Origin of the sequence: Streptomyces sp. NPDC005722 (assembly GCF_040630935.1) — a bacterium.
GTDB lineage: Bacteria > Actinomycetota > Actinomycetes > Streptomycetales > Streptomycetaceae > Actinacidiphila.
Genome location: NZ_JBEXYN010000009.1, coordinates 75,875 through 94,831 on the forward strand (window position 1 = coordinate 75,875; position 18,957 = coordinate 94,831).

14 protein-coding genes are annotated in these 18,957 nt (G+C 73.6%); 8 read left to right on the top strand and 6 right to left on the bottom strand.

What is annotated here, in order from left to right:
* Window positions 1–30: 30 nt before the first annotated feature.
* Complete coding sequence (locus ABZ479_RS13710; RefSeq protein ID WP_500461754.1) at window positions 31–2,532, bottom strand: SpoIIE family protein phosphatase; 2,502 nt, start codon at window positions 2,530–2,532, stop codon at window positions 31–33.
* A 451-nt stretch (window positions 2,533–2,983) separates the two neighbouring features.
* On the opposite strand from ABZ479_RS13710, the gene ABZ479_RS13715 reads away from it, so the two are divergent.
* The 6 genes from ABZ479_RS13715 (at window position 2,984) to ABZ479_RS13740 (ending at window position 10,806) form a co-directional block, all read left to right on the top strand.
* The gene (locus tag ABZ479_RS13715; protein ID WP_500461755.1) at window positions 2,984–4,423 is read left to right on the top strand and encodes a family 2B encapsulin nanocompartment shell protein; all 1,440 of its coding nucleotides are present in this window, start codon (window positions 2,984–2,986) and stop codon (window positions 4,421–4,423) included.
* Window positions 4,424–4,439: 16 nt separating this feature from the next.
* The gene (locus tag ABZ479_RS13720) at window positions 4,440–5,489 is read left to right on the top strand and encodes a family 2 encapsulin nanocompartment cargo protein terpene cyclase (RefSeq protein WP_500461756.1); all 1,050 of its coding nucleotides are present in this window, start codon (window positions 4,440–4,442) and stop codon (window positions 5,487–5,489) included.
* A gap of 32 nt (window positions 5,490–5,521) precedes the next feature.
* Entirely contained in the window at window positions 5,522–6,421 is a 900-nt protein-coding gene (locus ABZ479_RS13725; RefSeq protein ID WP_499605574.1) for a geranyl diphosphate 2-C-methyltransferase, read from the top strand.
* 235 nt (window positions 6,422–6,656) lie between these two features.
* The gene (locus ABZ479_RS13730) at window positions 6,657–8,723 is read left to right on the top strand and encodes an ATP-binding SpoIIE family protein phosphatase (protein WP_500461757.1); all 2,067 of its coding nucleotides are present in this window, start codon (window positions 6,657–6,659) and stop codon (window positions 8,721–8,723) included.
* A 99-nt stretch (window positions 8,724–8,822) separates the two neighbouring features.
* Window positions 8,823–9,542 (top strand): hypothetical protein, encoded by a 720-nt coding sequence (locus ABZ479_RS13735; protein ID WP_500461758.1) that lies wholly within the window; start codon window positions 8,823–8,825, stop codon window positions 9,540–9,542.
* A gap of 175 nt (window positions 9,543–9,717) precedes the next feature.
* Complete coding sequence (locus ABZ479_RS13740) at window positions 9,718–10,806, top strand: PP2C family protein-serine/threonine phosphatase (RefSeq protein WP_500461759.1); 1,089 nt, start codon at window positions 9,718–9,720, stop codon at window positions 10,804–10,806.
* Window positions 10,807–10,818: 12 nt separating this feature from the next.
* Here the strand turns inward: ABZ479_RS13740 and ABZ479_RS13745 are convergent, their stop codons facing one another.
* Window positions 10,819–11,796 (bottom strand): helix-turn-helix domain-containing protein, encoded by a 978-nt coding sequence (locus tag ABZ479_RS13745; RefSeq protein ID WP_500461760.1) that lies wholly within the window; start codon window positions 11,794–11,796, stop codon window positions 10,819–10,821.
* A gap of 380 nt (window positions 11,797–12,176) precedes the next feature.
* On the bottom strand, window positions 12,177–13,814 hold the full coding sequence (tmpA, locus tag ABZ479_RS13750; RefSeq protein ID WP_500461761.1) for a 2-trimethylaminoethylphosphonate dioxygenase: 1,638 nt from the start codon (window positions 13,812–13,814) through the stop codon (window positions 12,177–12,179).
* A gap of 208 nt (window positions 13,815–14,022) precedes the next feature.
* On the opposite strand from tmpA, the gene ABZ479_RS13755 reads away from it, so the two are divergent.
* Window positions 14,023–14,694, top strand: a complete 672-nt coding sequence (locus tag ABZ479_RS13755) for an enoyl-CoA hydratase-related protein (protein WP_500461762.1) — start codon at window positions 14,023–14,025, stop codon at window positions 14,692–14,694.
* A 21-nt stretch (window positions 14,695–14,715) separates the two neighbouring features.
* Here the strand turns inward: ABZ479_RS13755 and ABZ479_RS13760 are convergent, their stop codons facing one another.
* Both ABZ479_RS13760 and ABZ479_RS13765 read right to left on the bottom strand, forming a co-directional pair.
* A complete protein-coding gene (locus tag ABZ479_RS13760) occupies window positions 14,716–15,444 on the bottom strand; it encodes an SMI1/KNR4 family protein (protein ID WP_500461763.1) in 729 nt (242 codons plus the stop codon).
* A gap of 188 nt (window positions 15,445–15,632) precedes the next feature.
* Window positions 15,633–16,673, bottom strand: coding sequence for an Lrp/AsnC family transcriptional regulator (locus tag ABZ479_RS13765; RefSeq protein ID WP_500461764.1), 1,041 nt, complete (start codon window positions 16,671–16,673; stop codon window positions 15,633–15,635).
* 87 nt (window positions 16,674–16,760) lie between these two features.
* Between ABZ479_RS13765 and ABZ479_RS13770 the strand changes: the two genes are divergently transcribed.
* Window positions 16,761–18,335, top strand: a complete 1,575-nt coding sequence (locus ABZ479_RS13770; protein ID WP_500461765.1) for an MFS transporter — start codon at window positions 16,761–16,763, stop codon at window positions 18,333–18,335.
* A 118-nt stretch (window positions 18,336–18,453) separates the two neighbouring features.
* Here ABZ479_RS13770 and ABZ479_RS13775 read toward each other — a convergent pair whose 3' ends face one another.
* A complete protein-coding gene (locus tag ABZ479_RS13775; protein ID WP_500461766.1) occupies window positions 18,454–18,852 on the bottom strand; it encodes a YybH family protein in 399 nt (132 codons plus the stop codon).
* Window positions 18,853–18,957: the final 105 nt, after the last annotated feature.

The window sequence follows — 18,957 nt, forward strand, 5'->3', positions numbered from 1 at the left end:
GGCTCTGAACCCCGGAAACCGTCATGTGCGTCAGCTGTTCCGGGGGCGCCCCCGCTCGGACGGCTCCGGGGACCGTGGGGCGGGGATGGCGGGCAGGTCCACTTCGGCCCAGACCGCCTTGCCGCCGCCCAGGAGCGGGCGGGAGCCCCAGCGGCGGGAGAGCTGGGTGACCAGGTAGAGGCCGCGGCCGGTCTCGTCCATGGGGTGCGCGCGGCGCACACGCGGAGCGGCGTTGTCGGTGTCGAACACCTCGCAGGTCAGGGACTGGTGCCGGATCAGGCGCAGTTCGATGGGACCGGTGCCGTGGCGGAGGGCGTTGGTGACCAGTTCGCTGACGATGAGCGTCGTCCGGTCCTGGACGCCCTGCAGTCCCCAGGAGGCCAGCTGGTGGGCCGCCAGATTCCTGGCCCGGCGGACCACGGTCCTGTCGACGGGCAGCGTCCAGGAGGCGACCCGGTCCGCGCCGAGCGAACGGGTACGGACCAGGAGCAGGGAGACGTCGTCGTCCCCGGACTGGCCGCGGCGGCTCTCCGCCACGAGGGCGCAGAGGTCGTCCAGGGACCGGCCGGGCTGGGTGAGCACGGTGCCCAGGCGGCGCATCCCCTCCTCGATGTCGTGGTCCCGGTGTTCGATCAGGCCGTCGGTGTACAGCGCGAGGAGGCTGCCCTCGGGCAGTTCGATCTCCACCGACTCGAAGGGGTCACCCAGCCCGATGCCCAGCGGGGCGCCGGTGGGCAGGTCGGGGAAGCTCGCCCGGCCCTGCGGGTCGACGACGGCGGGCGGGGGGTGACCGGCGCCCGCCATGGTGCAGCGGCGGGTGGCCGGATCGTAGACGGCGTAGAGGCAGGTCGCGCCCATGCCCGCCGGGGTGTCGTGCTCGTCGCCGTCGGCCAGGCGCTGGAGCGTGTCGTCGAGGCGGGTCAGCAACTCGTCGGGGGGAAGCTCCATGTCGGCGAGGGTGTGGACGGCGGTGCGGAGCCTGCCCATCGTCACGGCGGCGTGGAGGCCGTGCCCGACGACGTCCCCCACGACGAGGGCGACCCGGCCGCCGGACAGCGGGATCACGTCGAACCAGTCGCCGCCGACGCAGTGGTCGACGTCGGCCGGCAGGTAGAGCGAAGCCGTCTCGACGGCCGCGCCGCCCTGCAACTGGCGCGGGAGCAGGGTGCGTTGCAGCGTGAGGGCCGCGGTGTGCTCGCGGGTGTAGCGACGGGCGTGGTCCAGCGACCTGGCGGCGCGGGCGACGAGTTCCTCGGCGAGCAGCAGGTCGACCTTCTGGAAGGGTGCGGGGTCGGCGGTGCGGACGAACAGCGCGGTCCCCAGCAGCATGCGCCGCGCGCGGATCGGCACGACCATGACGGAGTGCGCGCCACTGCGGCCGAGCCGGCGCGCCAGCTCGGGGGTCGCGCCGGCCCACGCGCTGAGCGTGACGTCGAACGCCGGCTCCAGACGGGACCTGCCGGTGCGCAGGACCTCGTGCAGGGGCGAGCCGGGAGGTACCCCGATCGGTTCACCGCGCAGCCACGGCGACTCCGGGACCCCCGGGCGGATCGAGGCCACGCCCGCACGACGGAAACCGGGAGGACGCGCGCCCATCGTGCCGATGCGGACCGGGGGCCCCTCGCCGAACGAGACCGACTGCTCCAGGTCCACGGCGACGTAGTCGGCCAGCAGGGGCAGGGCGAGGTCGGCCAGCTCCTGGCCGGCCTGCATCACGTCCAGCGTGCTGCCGAGGCGCGCACCGGCCTCGCCGAGGGCGGCGAGGCGCTCGTGCGCCCGCCGGCTCTCGCAGACGTCGGTGCTGATCACGCACACACCCAGCGCCCTGCCGTCGGCGCCCTGGAGGCACTGGAACGACACCGCGAACGGGTGCTCCGGGCCGGGATCCGCCGGGAAGCGCACGCGGTACTCGTGGACCTTGACGGTGCCGCTCTGCAGCACCTGCCGCATCAGCCCCTCGATGGCCTCGGACTCGGCGTCGGACCGCTCGTCGGCGAAGCGCGTTCCCAGGCGCCGGTCGTGGGGGAGGCCGTCGTGGCGTTCCATCACGTCGTTCGCGTAGACGCACCGCAACTGCGGGTCGCGGATGACGATGCCGATCGGCGCGCGGGTCAGCAGCGGTCCCCGCACGGATCCGCCGGTCGGGTCCGAGGCCGGCGCGCCCGCGTTGACCAGGGACATCAGCCAGTGGGGCGCTCCGTCCCGCCCCCGCACCGCCGAGATCCGCACGGTCGCGCCGACCGTGTGGCCGTCCCGGTGCCGTACCGCCGTCGTGCCCGACCAGCCGTCGCGGGCCCGGCACCGCTCCACGAAGGCCGACATGGTGGACGGCGCGCCGAAGTGCGGCAGTACGAGGGCGGCGGACCGGCCGACCGCCTCCGCGGCGGAGAAGCCGGAGAGCTGCCGGGCGGCCTGGGTCCATCCGATCACCGTCGCCCCCTCGTCGAGCAGGGCGAACGCCGTGTCGGAGACTTCGGACGTGTTCAGTTGTCGGCCGAGCGTCACCGCGTCGGAGCTGAATGTGGTCGCCAAGTCGATGTCCCGGTTGGTGTGGATGTGCGGGGGCGGCACATGGACGAGGCCGCACTTCCCTTTGTCCGGTGTTGACCGGATGAGGGACGGTTCTGTGACAGCCCGCCGCCGAGGGGAGCCGGCCGGGCCCGCGCCCCCGCGACGGGCGCGCCGTCCGGGAGGCCGCGCGCCCCCGCGCCGGGTGCCCCGGGTGGCGGTTTTCCGACGGCACACCTCGGAGGGCGGCACGTCACACGGCTCACGGAAGCTGTCCGGCGGCGCAGGAGCACACTGCCGATCACTCCTGCCCCCGACGGCAGGTTTACCACCCCGGGGGCGCTGATCCGCCCCGTTCGCGCCGTACCTCGCGCCCTCCCCGGGCTGCTTGAGTGGATCACAGGGTCACCGCCGTCACGTCCTCACCGACCGGCGCGGTCGCCTCCGTCCGTCGACCAGCCCTGCTGGAGGGAATGTGTCCACACTGGACAGCGCCACCGGTCCCGCCGTCGAAGAACCCGCCCCCGACCCCACGGCCGAGCAGCTCACCAGCCTGAGCACCCGCGCGGCACGCCAGCTCGCCACGACCACCAAGTCCGAACCGCAGATGCAGGCCATCACCTCGCGGTGGCTGCTGAAGGCCCTGCCGTGGGTGGACGTCAAGGGCGGCACGTACCGGGTCAACCGGCGTCTGCAACTGCGCACGAACCGCGGCCGCGTGCACTTCGAGCACAACGGGAGCGACGACATCCGCGTCATCCCGCAGTCGCTCACCGAGCTGCCGGTCCTGCGCGGCTACGGCGACACGGACGTCCTGCGGGAGATCGCCGGCCACTTCCGGCCCCAGGAGGTACGTGCCGGGCAGGTGCTCTTCGAGGCCGGCCAGCCCGTGACGGAGGTGTACCTGGTCGTCCACGGCAGGTTCACCCGCTACACCAGCGGCAAGTACGGCGACGAGGGGATCATCGGGGTCGTCACGGACGGCGACCAGCTCGGCGACGAGGCCGTGGGGCAGTCCGACCCGCTGTGGTCGGCCTCGGTGCGGGCCGAGACGGCCGGGGTGGTCCTGGCGATGCCCTGGGCCGCCGTCGAGGACCTCACCGAACGGGCGCCCTCCCTCGGCGCGCACCTGCGGTCCTACGTCGACCGGCAGCACCGGCCGATGAACCGCAAGGGCGAGGCCGACGTCCCGGTCCAGGCCGGCCACGTCGGCGAGCCGACGCTGGCGGGCGGCTTCGTGGACTACGACCTCGCGCCGCGCGAGTACCAGCTGTCCCTCACCCAGAGCGTGCTGCGGCTGCACAGCCGGGTCGCCGACCTCTACAACGACCCGATGGACCAGACCGAGCAGCAGCTGCGCCTGACCGTCGAGGAGATCCGCGAACGGCAGGAGTGGGAGCTGGTCAACAACCGCGAGTTCGGCCTGCTGCACAACGTCGACTACGGCCAGCGGGTCAGCACCTTCGCCGGCCCGCCCGTCCCGGACGACATGGACGAGCTGCTGTCGATGCGGCGCAAGACGAAGGTCTTCCTCGCCCACCCGAAGGCGATCGCGGCCTTCTTCCGGCAGTGCAACCGGCGCGGTCTGATGCCCGGCACCGCGACCCTCGACGGCCACGAGGTGCCGGCGTGGCGCGGCGTCCCGATCCTGCCCTGCGGCAAGATCCCGATCCGCGACGACCAGACCACCAGCATCATCGCCCTGCGCACCGGCGAGGCCGACCAGGGCGTCGTCGGCCTCTACCAGACCGGCATCCCGGAGGAGCACCAGCCAGGCCTGAACGTCAGGTTCATGGGCGTCGACTCCGCCGCGATCATCAGCTACCTCGTCACCGCCTACTACTCGCTGGCCATCCTCGTGCCCGACGCGGCAGGGATCCTGGAGAACGTCCAGGTCGGCCGGCTCCCCGAATGACGGCCTGGAGCAGCCCGTGACCACACGACCCACCACCTTCACCCTGCCCGGACCCCCGAGCGTCGCCCGCGGCGCGGGAGCGCGGCGGCACGGCCCGATCCCCGGACTGCTGTACCGGCCCGCGGTGCCCGCCGACCCGGAGAAGGTCCAGGAGGTCGACCTGCGCGTGGAGGCCTGGGCCCGCACCAACGACCTCTTCCCGGCGGCCTGGCGGGGCGACTTCGCCGGGTTCCAGTTCGGCCGTGCCGTCGTGCTCCAGCACCCGGGGGCCGCCGACCTGGAACGCCTCACCGTCGCCGGCAAGCTGCTGCTCGCCGAGAACATCGTCGACTCCTGCTACTGCGAGGAGGACGAGGGCCGCGGGGGAGCGCGCAAGGGCCTGGGCGGACGCCTGGTCATCGCCCAGTCGGCCCTCGACCCGTACCACGGCACCCCCGCGCTGGAGGAGGAGTGGCGGCGCGGCGTCCAGGCGGACGGGCCGCTGCGCTCGTACCACCTCGCGCTGCGGGACTTCGCCGTCCTGGCCTCACCGAGCCAGACCGACCGGTTCGTGCACGACGTCGCCCGGCTGCACCTGGGCTACCTGGCCGAGGCCGCATGGGCGGAGACCCGCCACGTGCCGCAGGTCTGGGAGTACCTCGTGATGCGGCAGTTCAACAACTTCCGGCCCTGCCTGTCCATCGTGGACGCCGTGGACGGCTACGAACTGCCCGAGCAGGCGTACGCCCGCCCCGAGATCCAGCGGATCACGGCCCTCGCCTGCAACGCCACGACCATCGTCAACGACCTGTACTCCTTCACCAAGGAACTGGCCGGCGACCCGGCGCACCTCAACCTCCCGCAGGTCGTCGCCGCCAACGAGGGGTGCGGCCTGAAGGAGGCCTACCTCCGGTCGGTCGGGATCCACAACACGATCATGGCGGCCTTCGAGGAGGAGTCGGCCCTGCTCGCGGCCACCTCGCCCCTCGTGGAGCGCTACGCCCGGGGGCTCGCCGCCTGGGTGTCCGGCAACCACGAGTGGCACGCCACCAACAGCCACCGCTACCACCTGCCCGACTACTGGTGACCGACGCCCGTCAACACACCGGCACACCACCCATGCACCACGAGGAGCAACAGTTGACCAACGCCCCTGCCGCCCGGCCCGCGGTCCTTCCGGTCCCGGCCCAGTCCACCTACCAGAGCCGGATCGCGGACTACTGGAACGCCGAGGAGAACCCGGTCAACCTCGAACTGGGAAGGATCGACGACCTCTACCACCACCACTACGGCATCGGTGAGGCCGACACCTCGGTGCTCGACGAACCCGATCCCGACCGGCGGCGCAAGCGCCTGACCGCCGAACTGCACCGCCTGGAGCACGCCCAGGCCGAACTGCTCGCCTCCAACCTGGGGGACCTCTCCCCGGACGACCGGGTCTTCGACGCCGGCTGCGGACGGGGCGGCGGCAGCGTCGTCGCGCACCTGCGCTACGGCTGCCACGCCGACGGGGTCACCCTCTCGGCCAAGCAGGCCGCCTTCGCCAACGACCAGGCCCGGGCCCGGGGCATCGAGGACAAGGTCCGCTACCACCACCGCAACATGCTCGACACGGGCTTCGGGACCGGCGCCTACGCGGCGTCCTGGAACAACGAGTCCACCATGTACGTCGAGCTGGACCTGCTGTTCGCCGAGCACGCCCGCCTGCTGCGCCGCGGGGGCCGGTACGTGACCGTCACCGGCTGCTACAACGACACCTACGGCCGGGCCTCGCGCGAGGTGTCGCTGATCAACGCGCACTACATCTGCGACATCCACCCGCGCTCCGCGTACTTCCGGGCGATGGCGCGGCACCGTCTGGTGCCGGTCCACGTCGAGGACCTGACCGAGGCCGCGATCCCGTACTGGGAGCTGCGCAAGCAGGCGGACCACCTGGTCACCGGCATCGAGGACACGTTCCTCGACGCCTACCGCAACGGCAGCTTCCAGTACCTGCTCATCGCGGCCGACCGGGTCTGACCCTCCGCACGGCGGCGGTCCCCGGTGACCCGCGGACGCCCCCCACGGGCAACCGCCCCCCACCGGCGCGTGACAGGCGCGCCGGTGGGGGGCGGCCGTGCGGATGAGGCGCAGCCGTCGTGGTACACGGCACCCCCTGATGGGACAATTCACCCAGGGGCACGTTCCCGCCTGCTGGGGAACCGCAGACGGAGGCCGTTGCGAGCCCCGCTCCCGGTTCTGGGAGGTGCACCGCGTGCGTCCGGTCCGACTCAGCAAGAGCTTCGTCCTCCTGCTCCTCAGCGTCGTGCTGATCTCGGTCGTACGGCTGGCGCTGGCGGCCGCCGACGTGCACGTCATGGGCATAGCGGAGTACGCCGTCCTCATCCCGGTCGTGGCCAGTGCCCTCCTGCCGGTGCGGGAGACCGTGATCGTCGGACTGTTCAACCTGGCCGCCGCCGTCGGGCTCTACGGGGTCCTGCTCCGGGACATGGGACGGGCCAACCAGATCACGATCATCACGGCCCTGGCCCTGGCCCTGGGCGTCAGCTGGGCCGTCTGCAGCATCCGTGTCGCCGGCGAGAACCGCTTCCGGCGGCTGGTGATCGCCCGCGAGCGGCTCGCGCTCCTGAGCGAGGCCAGCAGCCGCGTCGGCAGCACCCTCGACGCGGCGCGAACCACCGAGGAACTGGCCGAGGTCGCCGCGCGCCGCTTCGCCGACCACGCCACCGTGGACCTCTTCGAGAGCGTCCTGAACGGCGACGAACCCGTCCTGCGGCCCGGCACGGGCGACCTCACCCTGCGCCGTACCGCCGAGGCGGGAGCGGCGCCGGCTCCCGGCGGCGTCCGGCCGGGCCGGAGCGTCGTCTACCGGGAGGCGGCGGAAGCCACCCCCGGGCTCTTCACCGGAACGCCGAAGCTGCTGGAGGTCACCGACGGCGCCCCCGTGCCCGGCGCCGCGGTCACGGTTACAGGCACGGGCGGAGCGTGCTCGGCGCTGGCGATCCCCCTGCGGGCACGCGGGGTGACCCTCGGGGCCGCGCTGTTCTCGCGTTCCCCGGGCCGGGACCCCTTCGACGCCGACGACCTGCTCCTGGCCCAGGAGATCGGGGCCAGGGCCGCGGTGTGCGTCGACAACGCCCGCCGCTACACCCGTGAACGCAACACCTCCCTCGCGCTGCAGCGGAGCCTCCTCCCGCCGTCCGCACCGAGGCAACCGGCGGTGGAGGCGGCCACGCGCTACCTGCCCGCGGGGCTGTTCGCGGGCGTGGGCGGCGACTGGTACGACGTCATCCCGCTCTCCGGCGCCCGGGTCGCCCTGGTGGTCGGCGACGTGGTCGGCCACGGCGTCCACGCCTCGGCGACGATGGGGCGGCTGCGCGCCGCCGTACGCACACTGGCCGACATCGACCTGCCGCCCGACGAACTCCTCACCCACCTCGACGACGTCGTCACCCGCCACCACGTCGCCGGCGACGCCAGGGACGCGAGTCGCGCGACGGGACCGGCCGCCGGCGAGATCGTGGCGACCTGCCTGTACATGATCTACGACCCGCTGTCGCGCCGGTGCACGGCGGCCAGGGCCGGCCACCCGCCGCCCGCCGTCATACGCCCCGGATCGGACGTCGAGTACCTCGACGTCCCCGCCGGTCCGCCGCTGGGCGTGGGCGGGCTGCCCTTCGAGACGGCCGAACTGGAACTGCCGGCGGGCACACGGCTCGCCCTCTACACCGACGGCCTCGTCGAATCCCCGGGACACAGCATCGACGAAGGCCTCGGAGCCCTCCGCAAGGCCCTGTCCGAGCCGCTCTCCTCGCTCGAGGACATGTGCGACCACGTCCTGCACACGGTGGCGGCAGAAGGGTCGCGGGACGACGTCGCCCTCGTCATCGCCCGCACCATGGAGCTCGACGGCACGCACGCCGCCTCGTGGAACCTCACCGAGGACCTCGCCGAGGTCGCCCGCGCCCGCGACCTCGCCGCGTCCCGGCTGGAGGGCTGGGACCTGGGCGAGCTGGCGTTCACCACGGAGCTGGTCATCAGCGAGCTGGTCACCAACGCCATCCGCTACGGCTCGGGCCCGGTCCAACTGCGGCTCATCCGCGAGGACACGCTGATCTGCGAGGTGTCGGACGCCAGCAACACCGCACCGCACCTGCGCCGGGCCCGGATGCTCGACGAGGGCGGCCGGGGGCTGTTCATCGTGGCGCGGCTCGCCGAGCGCTGGGGCACCAGGCAGCGCCCCGACGGGAAGACCATCTGGGCCGAGATCGCCCTTCCGGACCTGGGCCCCTGGAGGGCCGGGGACACCTCCGTACGGTAGGGCCCCGCGTCGGCGGCGGGGCGGGCATCGGCCGCAACAGCGCCTGAGTGGGGCCGGCGCCGCGGGCCGGGCCCACCGCCGGGAAGGACAGGGATCCACGTGGACGAACTGCTCGGCGCGGCCGTCGAGGCACACGGCGGAAGCGCGCGCTGGAGTGCGCTGACCCGGGTGCGGGCCACCCTGGTCAGCGGAGGACTCCTGTTCGCGGCCAAGGGCCTGTCGCAGGATCCAGAGCCACGCGAGATGACCGTGCTGCTCCACGAGCAGCGTGCCTCCGTCGCGCCCTTCGGCGCCCCCGACCGGAAGACCGACTTCACGCCGCGGCGGGTGAGCATCGAGACGCTCGACGGGCGGACGGTGGCCGTGCGCGACGACCCGCGGTCGTCCTTCGCCGGCCACACCCTCGACACCCCCTGGGACCCGCTGGACCGTGCCTACTTCAACGGCTACGCGATGTGGACCTACCTGACCACGCCGTTCCTGCTGACCATGCCCGGCTTCACCGTGTCCGGGATCGAGCCGTGGCGTGAGGGGGACGAGCTCTGGCGCGGCCTGCGCGCCGCCTTCCCTCCCTGGATCGCCGGCCACAGCACCCACCAGGACTTCTACTTCGGCCCCGACCACCTGCTCCGCAGGCACGACTACCACGTCGACGTGGCGGGCGGTTTCGCCACCGCGCAGTACGTGTACGACACCGTGGAAGCGGACGGCATCGTCGTGCCCACCAGACGCCGGGCCTACCGCCGCGACGCCGGCGGTCACCCCCTCCGCGACGAGGTCATGGTCGCGATCGACCTCGGCGACATCCACTTCGCCTGACGTACGACGCGGCACCGGCGCGGCCACAGTGCGTGATCGGTCAAGGTGCCATGCGCTGGGTGTCAAGATCCGCCGTTCCCCCGCCCCTACGGTCGTGCTGACCACCACGTCCGGACCGCGCGCACGTGGCGTCCGGCCGGCCCCGCGCTGCGCAGCGCAGGATGGGAGGCAGCGAATGAGCGGCCCGAAGCAGTTCGAGGACAGGGCGCAGGACGCGGCACTGGTGTGGCACGCGGTCGGTGCGGGGGCCCTGATGGGGGTGGCGACGGTCTGCGCCGTCGTCCTGTCGTGCCCCAGGGTGCGGGTGGCGTTCCCGGTCACGGCGTCGGTCGTCGTGCTGGCGCACGGCTGGCTCCGGTGGCGGGACCAACGGCGTGCGAAGGCCGCCCGTGAGGCGTCCGAGGTGGTGCGCGGCGTCCTGCTGCGGCCGCTGCCCGCGCGCATGGGCGGCCTGCTGCTCGCCTCCGTCTACCGTCCGTGCGGGGGCAGGGAGCTGGTCGGCGGCGACCTGTACGCCGTCGCGCGCGCCGCAGGGGCGACCCGGCTCATCATCGGGGACGTGCGCGGCAGGGGACTGTCCTCGTTCCTGGACGTCGCCGCCGTCCTCGGGGCCTTCCGTGAATGGGCCCCGCGGACCGCCTCGCTGACCGAGCTGTCCCTGCGGCTGGAGGAGAGCTACCTGCGCCACCTCGCCGACACCGGCGACGGCACGGCCTCCGAGGCCGACGAACGCTTCGTGACGGTGCTGATGGTGGAGGTGCCGGACGGGGACACCGTCGCCCGGATGATCAACTACGGCCATCCGCCGCCCGTCCGGGTCCGGCCCGACGACGTGCGGCTCCTGCCGGGCGTTCCCTGCCCGCCGCTCGGGCTCGGCCCGCTGTGCGACGCCGAGGCGCACGAATGCACCTTCCTGTTCGGCCCGCACGACACGCTCCTGCTGTACACCGACGGCCTCATCGAGGCCCGCGACTGCGCAGGGGTCTGCTTCCCGCTGCTGGAGCACGCCCTCACCTGGATGGCGAAGGGCCGCTTCGCCGGCGGGGAGGGCCGGCTCTACGGGATCCTGGGGGACATCCTCGACGACGTCGTGGCCCACTGCGGTGTGCTCCCCGCGGACGACCTCGCGATGATCGCGCTGGCCCGCAGGCAGGAGGAGGGCGGCGGCGCGATCCCCCGCCAGCCGGCCGGTCAGGACCAGTCGGGCGACATGGGCGCGGCACGCCCCGCACGCTCGGACCGGTCGCCCCCGGGCCCCGGGTGAAGCCGCCGCCCGTCAGGGTCCCCCGGGTCGGCCCGGTCCGGCCGCCCTGCCGCGCCACTCGACCGGGGACATGCCGTACGCGGCGCGGAAGGCACGGCTGAAGTGGGCGTGGCTGCCGAACCCCCGCCGGTGCGCGATCGCCTCGACCGTCAGGCCGGCCAGGTCGGGACGCTCGAGGTCGTTCCGGCAGGCCTCCAGCCGCAGGTGCTGGATCAAGCGGCCGACGCTCCGGTCCTCGTCCTGGAACAGCTTGTGCAGGTACCGGACGGAGATGTGGTGCGCGGCCGCGACGGTGGCGGGGGTCAGTCCTGGCTCGTCCGCGTGCGCCCGGATGTACTCGCGGACGCGGAGTCTCAGCGTCGCCCCGGAACCGGGCGCCTGCACGTCGCGCCGGGTCTCCCCGGTGGCCAGCGCGGTCAGCACGTCGACCAGGCCGCGCTGCAGGAACCGTTTCGGCCCGGTCACGCAACTGCCGGCCGCGGCCGCGGTCGCGAGCCGGTTCACGTACGCGGCGAGGATCGCCGCGACGTAGTGCTCGGGAGGGTAGGTCCGGCCCGTGACGTCCAGCAGGATCGCGTCGGGAAGGTCGAGGAGTTCGAGGGGGACGACCGCGGCGTTCTGGAACACGCCCCCCGGGAAGTCGCGGACGAAGGGCCGCCGGGTGTCGAGCAGGAGCAGTTGTCCCGCGGTGAGGAGCATTTCCCGTCCGTCCTGGACCGCGACGCTGCTGCCCGCCCCCTGAAGGCTCACGATGAGTGCGCCGACGCCGTCGGCGGTGGCCATCTCCGGTGTCCGGGCCATGCGTTGGGCGCTCGCCTCGACGTGCCCCACGCGTATCGCGCCGACGGAGGTGCGCCGGAGGGAACCGTGCAGGGCGACACTTCGGTGACAGCTGACCTCGAGCTGGGTGAAGGAACTCCGGACCGTCTCCGTCCAGAATTCCGCCCTCTCGTCGGGCGGGACGACGTCGGTGTGAAAGGACTCGATCACGATGCCCTCCCTCGAGGGGAGCCGGAACACAGAGATTCCGGTCCCCGAGTGGAGTCGCTTCGCAGGGGGCACGCCCGAGCGACCGCTGCTGCCACGATAACCGTCCCGGACGGCCGGTGAACGGGGCGTCCCGACTGTGCGGGGAACCCGCAGCCGGGCGCCGTGGAACTGCGGGAAAGCCGCATGGGGCCGCCGGCCCGGCCGCGGGCGGGGCGCCGGATCCGCCGGCGCGTGTCGCGGTCATGCCCCCGCCAAGCCGCCCGCCGCCGGGGGCGGTTCGGGGCGCGGGCCGCGGCGGCGAGGGCGTTCGCCCGGTGCGCCGGCGCCCCCGTCGCGCGGACACGAGGGGGAACGCGAGGGGGGCGCCGGCACCCGGCGGCTCAGCCGCGCAGCAGCGAGGCGAGCAGCGGGACGAAGTGCTCGAACGGGGGCGTGACGGCGTCCGGGTCCTTCGCCTCCTCGTCCCAGCGGCGGACGGCGACGGCGTCGGCCGCCCCCGGCAGCCCGGCGAACTCCGCCGCCTGACGGGGCGTCATCACGCCGCCCTGGACCTCCAGGGTGTACTTCGACGCCTCGGACAACCGGTCGTGGTAGCCCGGTTCGACCGCGCAGAGGTAGCGCTTGGCGGCCACGTGCAGCCGCACCGGCTCGGTGACCTCGGGGCCGAACCAGCGGCCCAGCAGGTCGGCGCCGGTGTGGCTGTGCCGGTTGTCGCTGCCGCTCATCAGGTCGTGGCCGGTGACGACGTCGCCCCGCACGTGCCCGAGGTCGTGCAGCAGCGCGGCGGCCACCAGGTGCGGCGGGGCGCCGGCGGCCTCGGCCAGGGCGCCCGCCTGCAGCATGTGCTGGGCCATGGTGACGGGTTCGCCGAGGTACTCCGCGGACACCGCGCCCGCGAACAGCTCGGCGAGCGGGTCCAGGGTGTCCGCACGGCGCAGGACGGCCAGGGTGCTCGCCAGCCCGTCCAGGTCGGCGTAGCAGCCTTGCAGGTGGCGCGCCCCGTCCTGGGCGAAGGCGGTGCGGGCGTGCAGCAGCCGGGTGTTGTCGAAGACCAGGCAGTCGCCGGGCGTCAGGCGCAGGTCCAGCTGCAGCTCGGGGCGGAGCAGCAGGTCGGCGAAGGTGCGGTAGGCCGTGTAGAACGCCTCCAGCTCGTCCGCGGCCATCCGCAGCGTGCCGATCGAGCGGTTGTTGAACCGCACCTCCCGCACGCGGCCCAGCGGGTCGGTGCCGATCAGCGGACGGTCGGCGCGCAGCACGGTGCCCGCGTCGCGGAAGACGAACGGGACGGGCGTACGGGTGAGCACGTCGAACGCCTCCGGGTCCTCGCGGCGCAGCAGCGCGGCCGCGGCGAAGCCGTCGACGAGACCGGAGTCGCCGCCGGCCGCGTCGTTGACCAGGCAGTGCAGCAACTGGAGCGTCGGAACCGGGTCCCGGTACGGGTTGTCGGTGTGCGGCGTGATGGCGGCCGAGGTGAAGGCCAGGTTGTTGGGGTCCGGCTCGACGCGTACGTCGAAGAGCTTGCCGTAGTTGGTCTCGCGGACGTACCCGAAGGTCTCCGCCACGTCGAGCACCTGGCCCTCGCGCCCGGGCACACCGCGCAGCAGCATGAACCCGAGCCGCAGCACGGACTCCAGCATCCGGGCCCGCACGCCCGGGTCGCCCGCGTACTCCTCCCAGCCGGCCTCGGGCAGGCGTCCGGCGACCTCGCGCGCGGTCCACAGCTCCTTCCCGGCCTCGCTGCGCAGGTCCCCGTGCCCGGTCCGGCCGGGCCGGACGGCCTGCAGCCACGCCAGCGGGTACGACGAGCGGTGCCCGTCGGGTTCCCAGACGACCGCCACGGCGGGCTCCCCGTCCCCGGCGGCGTCGGCCGCGGAGCCCACCCGCAGCCCGTCGGGCAGGGAACTGATCTGGAACAGCTTCTGGCCGGACCGCGGGTCGCGGCACTCGGCGCAGGGGCAGTTGTCACGGAGCCACATCGCCGGCAGGTCACCGACGGGGAAGCTGGGCAGGGCGGACACGGTCACTCCTCGGGGCAAAGTTGTATAGCCAACTTCTCCGACCGTCACAGGCGGACGCGACCTGGAGGTGACCTGGATGTGGCGCGGCGGCGAACAACGCCCCGGCGTGCGCGGAGGGGGGACACGGGGCGGCGTTGCTTGTAGCATGGCGACCGGTTACCGACCGGTAGGTACGTCCCCGGGCCGCCCACCAACCCACGGAGCAGCCATGCCCACGCTCGACCGCCAGGACGACGTCTTCATCCTCGACCTCGGGGACACCGAGAACCGCTTCCACCCCGACTGGATCGCGTCCCTCGACGCGCTCCTCGACGAGGTGGAGAAGGCGGAGGGGCCGCGCGCCCTGGTCACCGCGGCCACCGGCAAGTTCTGGTCCAACGGACTCGACCTGGAGTGGCTGTCCGCCCACGGCGACCGGGCCGGCGCGTACGTCACCGGCGTGCAGGCGCTGCTCGCACGCTTCCTGACCCTGCCGGTGGCCACCGTCGCCGCGCTGCAGGGCCACACCTTCGCCGCGGGCGCGATGCTCTCCCTGGCCCACGACCTGCGCGTGATGCGTGCCGACCGGGGCTACTGGTGCCTGCCGGAGGCGGACATCCACATCCCGTTCACGCCGGGCATGTCGGCCCTCATCCAGGCCCGCCTGCACCCGCAGACGGCCCACGAGGCCATGACCACCGCGCGCCGCTACGGCGGTTCCGACGCGCTGGCCGAGCGCATCGTCGACCGTACGGCGGGCGAGGACGAGGTCCGCGCGGCGGCCGTCGCCCTCGCCGGTCCCCTGGCGGGGAAGGCGGGTCCCACCCTCGGCACGATCAAGACCCGTATGTACGGTCCCGCGCTGGCCGCCCTCCGTCAGGAGGACGTCCCCCTGGGCTGAGCCGCGCGCCGGGGGCCGGGGTCAGCGGGGGTCGTGGAACCAGCTGCCGGGCAGGTCGTCGCGCACCCGGTCGAGCGCCTCCCCGGTGCGGGCCCGTGCCCACAGGAAGGCGCGGTCGTCCTCGCGGAGTATGACGTCGGTCCCGGCGAACCAGCGCGTGCCCGGGTCCTCACCGGCCGGGTAGGAGGGGAACGGCAGCGGGGTGAACAGGCCGCCCAGGGACTCGAATTCGGCCTCGTCGAGGTCGTCGCGGAAGTCGCCGAGCCCGGACGGCCCGTGCAGCGACTCCGACAGCACGATCTCGACGCAGGCCCACGAGAAGCGGTCCAGCCACCCCGACCACCGCTCGGCCGAGCTGTCCGCGAGGTCCGGCTTCATGACGACCGGCGGATCGGCCCGGTGCAGGTCGGTGAGGAGGACGCCCCACGACGCGGCGCCCTGGTTCTCGTACCGGAAGACCAGCGCCTCCTCGCGGGGGTCCACGTGCAGTTCCGCCGGCGTGAGCAGCCTGTCGTGGTTGCTGGTCAGGTCCGGACGCCGGCCGAAGAGCCGGTATGCGTCGCGGAGCACGGCGGGGAGGGCGAAGCCCAGGCGCTCCTCGGCGGCGGCCAGTTCCGGCTCACCGCACCCGTCGCCGTCCCGCAGCGGCACGAGCCAGTGGCCGGCGAAGCCGCGCACGAACCGCAGGGCCCGGGCCGGGTCCGTCATGCCCGCGGCCAGCTCCCGCCGCACGTCGAAGTCGTCTGTCATGCGCGCACGTTATCGCGCCGCCGCTCCGCGTCCGCCACCGCGGACCGCGCGCAGCGCGACGACCGCGGGGGCACGTGGAGGGCGCGGCCCGCCGCGAGGAGGAAGGGCCTGCCGTACGGCTCCCGGCGGTGCGCGTGGCATCGTCACGGGACCGGCCGCCGCCGCGCGGAGGTGGCCCGGCCACAGGGTCAGCGTCGCGGCGACTCGACCGCGAAGCGGTCCTCGTCCATCAGCGACCCGGACTGCTTCACCGACGTCACCACCGGGGTGAGCTGGCTGCTCTGCACACCCTCGATCCGGGCGATGCCCTGGGTGAGGAACAGGTAGAGCTCGTCGAGGGAGCGGCACATCACCGCCGCGAACAGGTTCTGCCGACCCGACATCGCCCCGACGTACGTGACCTCGGGCATCGCGGCGATCGCCCGGCCGGCCGCCTCCAGCCGTGACGGTGCGACGCTGAGCCACAGCCCGGCCCGCGACGTGTAGCCCAGCGCGGCCACGGCGAGGTCGACGTCGATGGCCACGACACGGGCTTGCGTCAGCAGCTCGAAGGCCCGCGCGGCCCGGCCTTCGGTGATGCCGGCCGCCGCCGCGAGGTCGGTGTAACTCGCACGTCCGTCCCTGGCCAGCACGGCGATGATCGCGCGGTCGTGGTCCTCGAGCGCGACCGCTCCGCCGTGGAGGGGTGGCGCCGGGTCGGGGGCGTCCTCGGCGCGGAGCCGGGCACCGGCGGTCCCGCCGAGGGCGTCGGCGAACATCGACCGGTAGCGTGCCGCGCCTCCGAGGTACTGGTGGAGTTCCACCGCCGCGTCGATGGCCAGTACCGGAGTGCTGCGCGGAAGGCGCTGGATCAGGAGGTCCTCACGCGTCTCCGCCGAGAGCGAGCGGACGGCGAAGGTCACCTCGGCCCCGTCGGCGCTGGTCGTGACCCAGGACACGTCCTCCCGGGCGGCGAGCGAACGGGCCAGCGCCGCGGTGCCGTGCGGCTTGCAGCGCAGGCGCACCATCCACGTCGCCTGCCCCAACGGCCGGGGGTTGACCACCCCGATGACCCGCACGAGACCCGCCCGGACGAGGCGGTGGTAACGGCGTGCCACCGTCGGCTCGGACACCTCCACCGCCGCGGCGATCCGGCCGAAGGCCGCGCGCGGCGCGATCTGCAGGGCGTGGATGATTCTGCGATCGACGTGATCGACCGTGAGGTTTTCCGTCTCTTTGACGCTGATCATATGGGTGATCCTACGCCGTGCGGCAAAAGCGTGAGGGATGTCGACGGGGCCTGGGTAGCGTCGGGGCACCGATTCGAGGAGACCTTCATGCGTAAATGGCTGCCCCTGCTCACCGTGTGTCTCGGCACCTTCATGTTGCTGGTGGACGTGACCATCGTGAACGTGGCGCTTCCGTCGATGGCGGAGGACCTGGACACGTCGTTCGGTTCGCTGCAGTGGGTGATCGACGGTTACGCACTGGCGCTGGCGGCGTTGCTGCTGGGCGCGGGGGCGTTGGCGGACCGGCGCGGGCACCGGCCGCTGTACGTGCTGGGGCTGGCGGTGTTCGCGGCGGCGTCGCTGGCGTGTGCGTTCGCGCCGTCGGCGACCGGTCTGGTCGTGGCACGGGTCGTGCAGGGCGTCGGCGCGGCGGCGATGTTCGCGACCACGTTCGCGCTGCTGAACAGCAACTACACCGGCCGCGACCGCGGCCACGCGTACGGCGTCTGGGCCGCTGTGGCCGGGGCGGCGTCCGCTGCCGGGCCGCTGCTGGGTGGCCCGCTCACCCAGGCCCTGACCTGGCATGCGATATTCCTCGTGAACCTGCCGGTGTGCGTGCTGGCGATCGTGTTGTGCGCGGTCGCGGTCGAGGACACCCACGCCCCCGAGAAGCGGCACCTCGACCTGACCGGCCTGGTCACCTTCACCGCGTCCGCGGCCGCGATCACCTTCGGTCTCATCGAGGCCGACGAGGCCGGCTGGTCCGGCCCCCGCAGCTGGCTGCCGACCGCGGCCGGCGCCGTGATGCTCGCGCTGTTCGCCCGGGCCGAAAGCCGGGCCCGCGTCCCGCTGCTGGATCTGCGTCTGCTGCGCAACCGGGTGTTCGCCGGGGTGCTGCTGGTCTCGTTCTCGCTGAGCGCGGCCGCCTTCGTCTCCTTCACCTACACCTCGATCTGGCTGCAGTCGGTGGCCGGGCTGTCCCCGGTCTCCGCCGGCCTGGTCGGGTTGCCGATGTCCGCCGCGGCGTTCGTGGTCTCGCTGGCCGTGGGGCGGGTCCTGCACCGCTGGCATGCCGGGCCCACCATCGCCGTCGGCCTGGCCCTGATCGGCGTCGGGAACCTGACCACGTGGTTCGTCCTCGGCCGGGCCACCGGCGCTGCCGCGTTGCTGCCCGGCTACCTCGTCGTCGGCCTCGGTGTCGGGCTGATCGCCCCCACCCTCAACTCCACCGGCATGGCGGCGGTCCCGGCCCAGCGCGGCGGAATGGCCGCCGGCGCGGTCAACACCGCCCGACAACTCGGCGCCGCCTTCGGCATCGCCCTGCTCGGCAGCGTCTTCGCCGCGGGTGTGCGTTCCTCGCTGAACGGCACGACGCTGCACGACCCGGGAGCGCTGGCCACCGCCGTGGCCTCAGGACAGGCCGGCTCCGTCCTCGCCGACGCCCCCGCAGCGGCACGCGACACCATCCAGGCCGCGTTCAGCGCCGCCGCCGTCCACGGCATCCGCGAACTGTTCCTCGTCAGCGCCGTGATCGGCCTCGTCGTCGCCGCGGTGACCCCGGCACTGATCGTCAGGCGCCCGAAGGAGAACGGGCGGCCGGTCCCGTCGTCGCCGCCGGCCCGTCCCGCACGGGAGAACGCACCCGAACCCGGTTCCGGGGCCGACGCCACCGGCCGGCCGTGACCTTCGGCGCGGCGACGCGGCGACGCGGCGTCTCGCGTCGTCGGACGCGGCGCGCGCCACGCGGGATCAGGGGCGCGTCCTGGATCACTCCGCCGGGGCTACGCCCTGCGCGGCCCGGTCAGCCGGCGACGGCGAAGGAGTGGTGCTCGTGGGCCACCAGCCAGCGTCCCTCGTGCTTGCGCAGCCCGAGCGTGAGCCGCAGCCGGAGTCCGGGGTCCGCGGCGAAGTCCTCCGCGGTGCCGCAGCGGAGCAGGGCGTGGGCGAACGCCACGTCGTCGCCGGCGGTGACCTCCAGGGACACGAGCTCGAACGCGGCGCCGCCGGCCTGCCACGCGAAGAACGGCGGCCACACCTCCCGGTAGGCGGCCCGGCCCCGGACGCCGTCGTGGGGAGGCGGGACGTCGAACATCACGATGTCCTCGGCGTGGTCCGCGACCACCGCGTCCAGGTCGCCGCGGTGCACCGCCTCCGCCCAGCGTTCCACCAGCGCCCGGATCCGCGCCTCGTCGTCCCGCATGCCGGCCCCTCCCGTGCCGCCCGCGCGGCGGACACCCACCGGCGTCATCCTGCCACCCGGGGGTCCCAGGCGAACCGAGCCCCGAGAAACGGTGCGCGTGGGGCG

Coding starts and splice junctions, on each gene's coding strand:
- ABZ479_RS13725 (WP_499605574.1), top strand. CDS start 5,522: ATGCACCACGAGGAGCAACAGTTGACCAACGCCCCTGCCGCCCGGCCC.
- ABZ479_RS13740 (WP_500461759.1), top strand. CDS start 9,718: ATGAGCGGCCCGAAGCAGTTCGAGGACAGGGCGCAGGACGCGGCACTG.
- ABZ479_RS13755 (WP_500461762.1), top strand. CDS start 14,023: ATGCCCACGCTCGACCGCCAGGACGACGTCTTCATCCTCGACCTCGGG.
- ABZ479_RS13760 (WP_500461763.1), bottom strand. CDS start 15,444: ATGACAGACGACTTCGACGTGCGGCGGGAGCTGGCCGCGGGCATGACG.
- ABZ479_RS13765 (WP_500461764.1), bottom strand. CDS start 16,673: ATGATCAGCGTCAAAGAGACGGAAAACCTCACGGTCGATCACGTCGAT.
- ABZ479_RS13770 (WP_500461765.1), top strand. CDS start 16,761: ATGCGTAAATGGCTGCCCCTGCTCACCGTGTGTCTCGGCACCTTCATG.
- ABZ479_RS13775 (WP_500461766.1), bottom strand. CDS start 18,852: ATGCGGGACGACGAGGCGCGGATCCGGGCGCTGGTGGAACGCTGGGCG.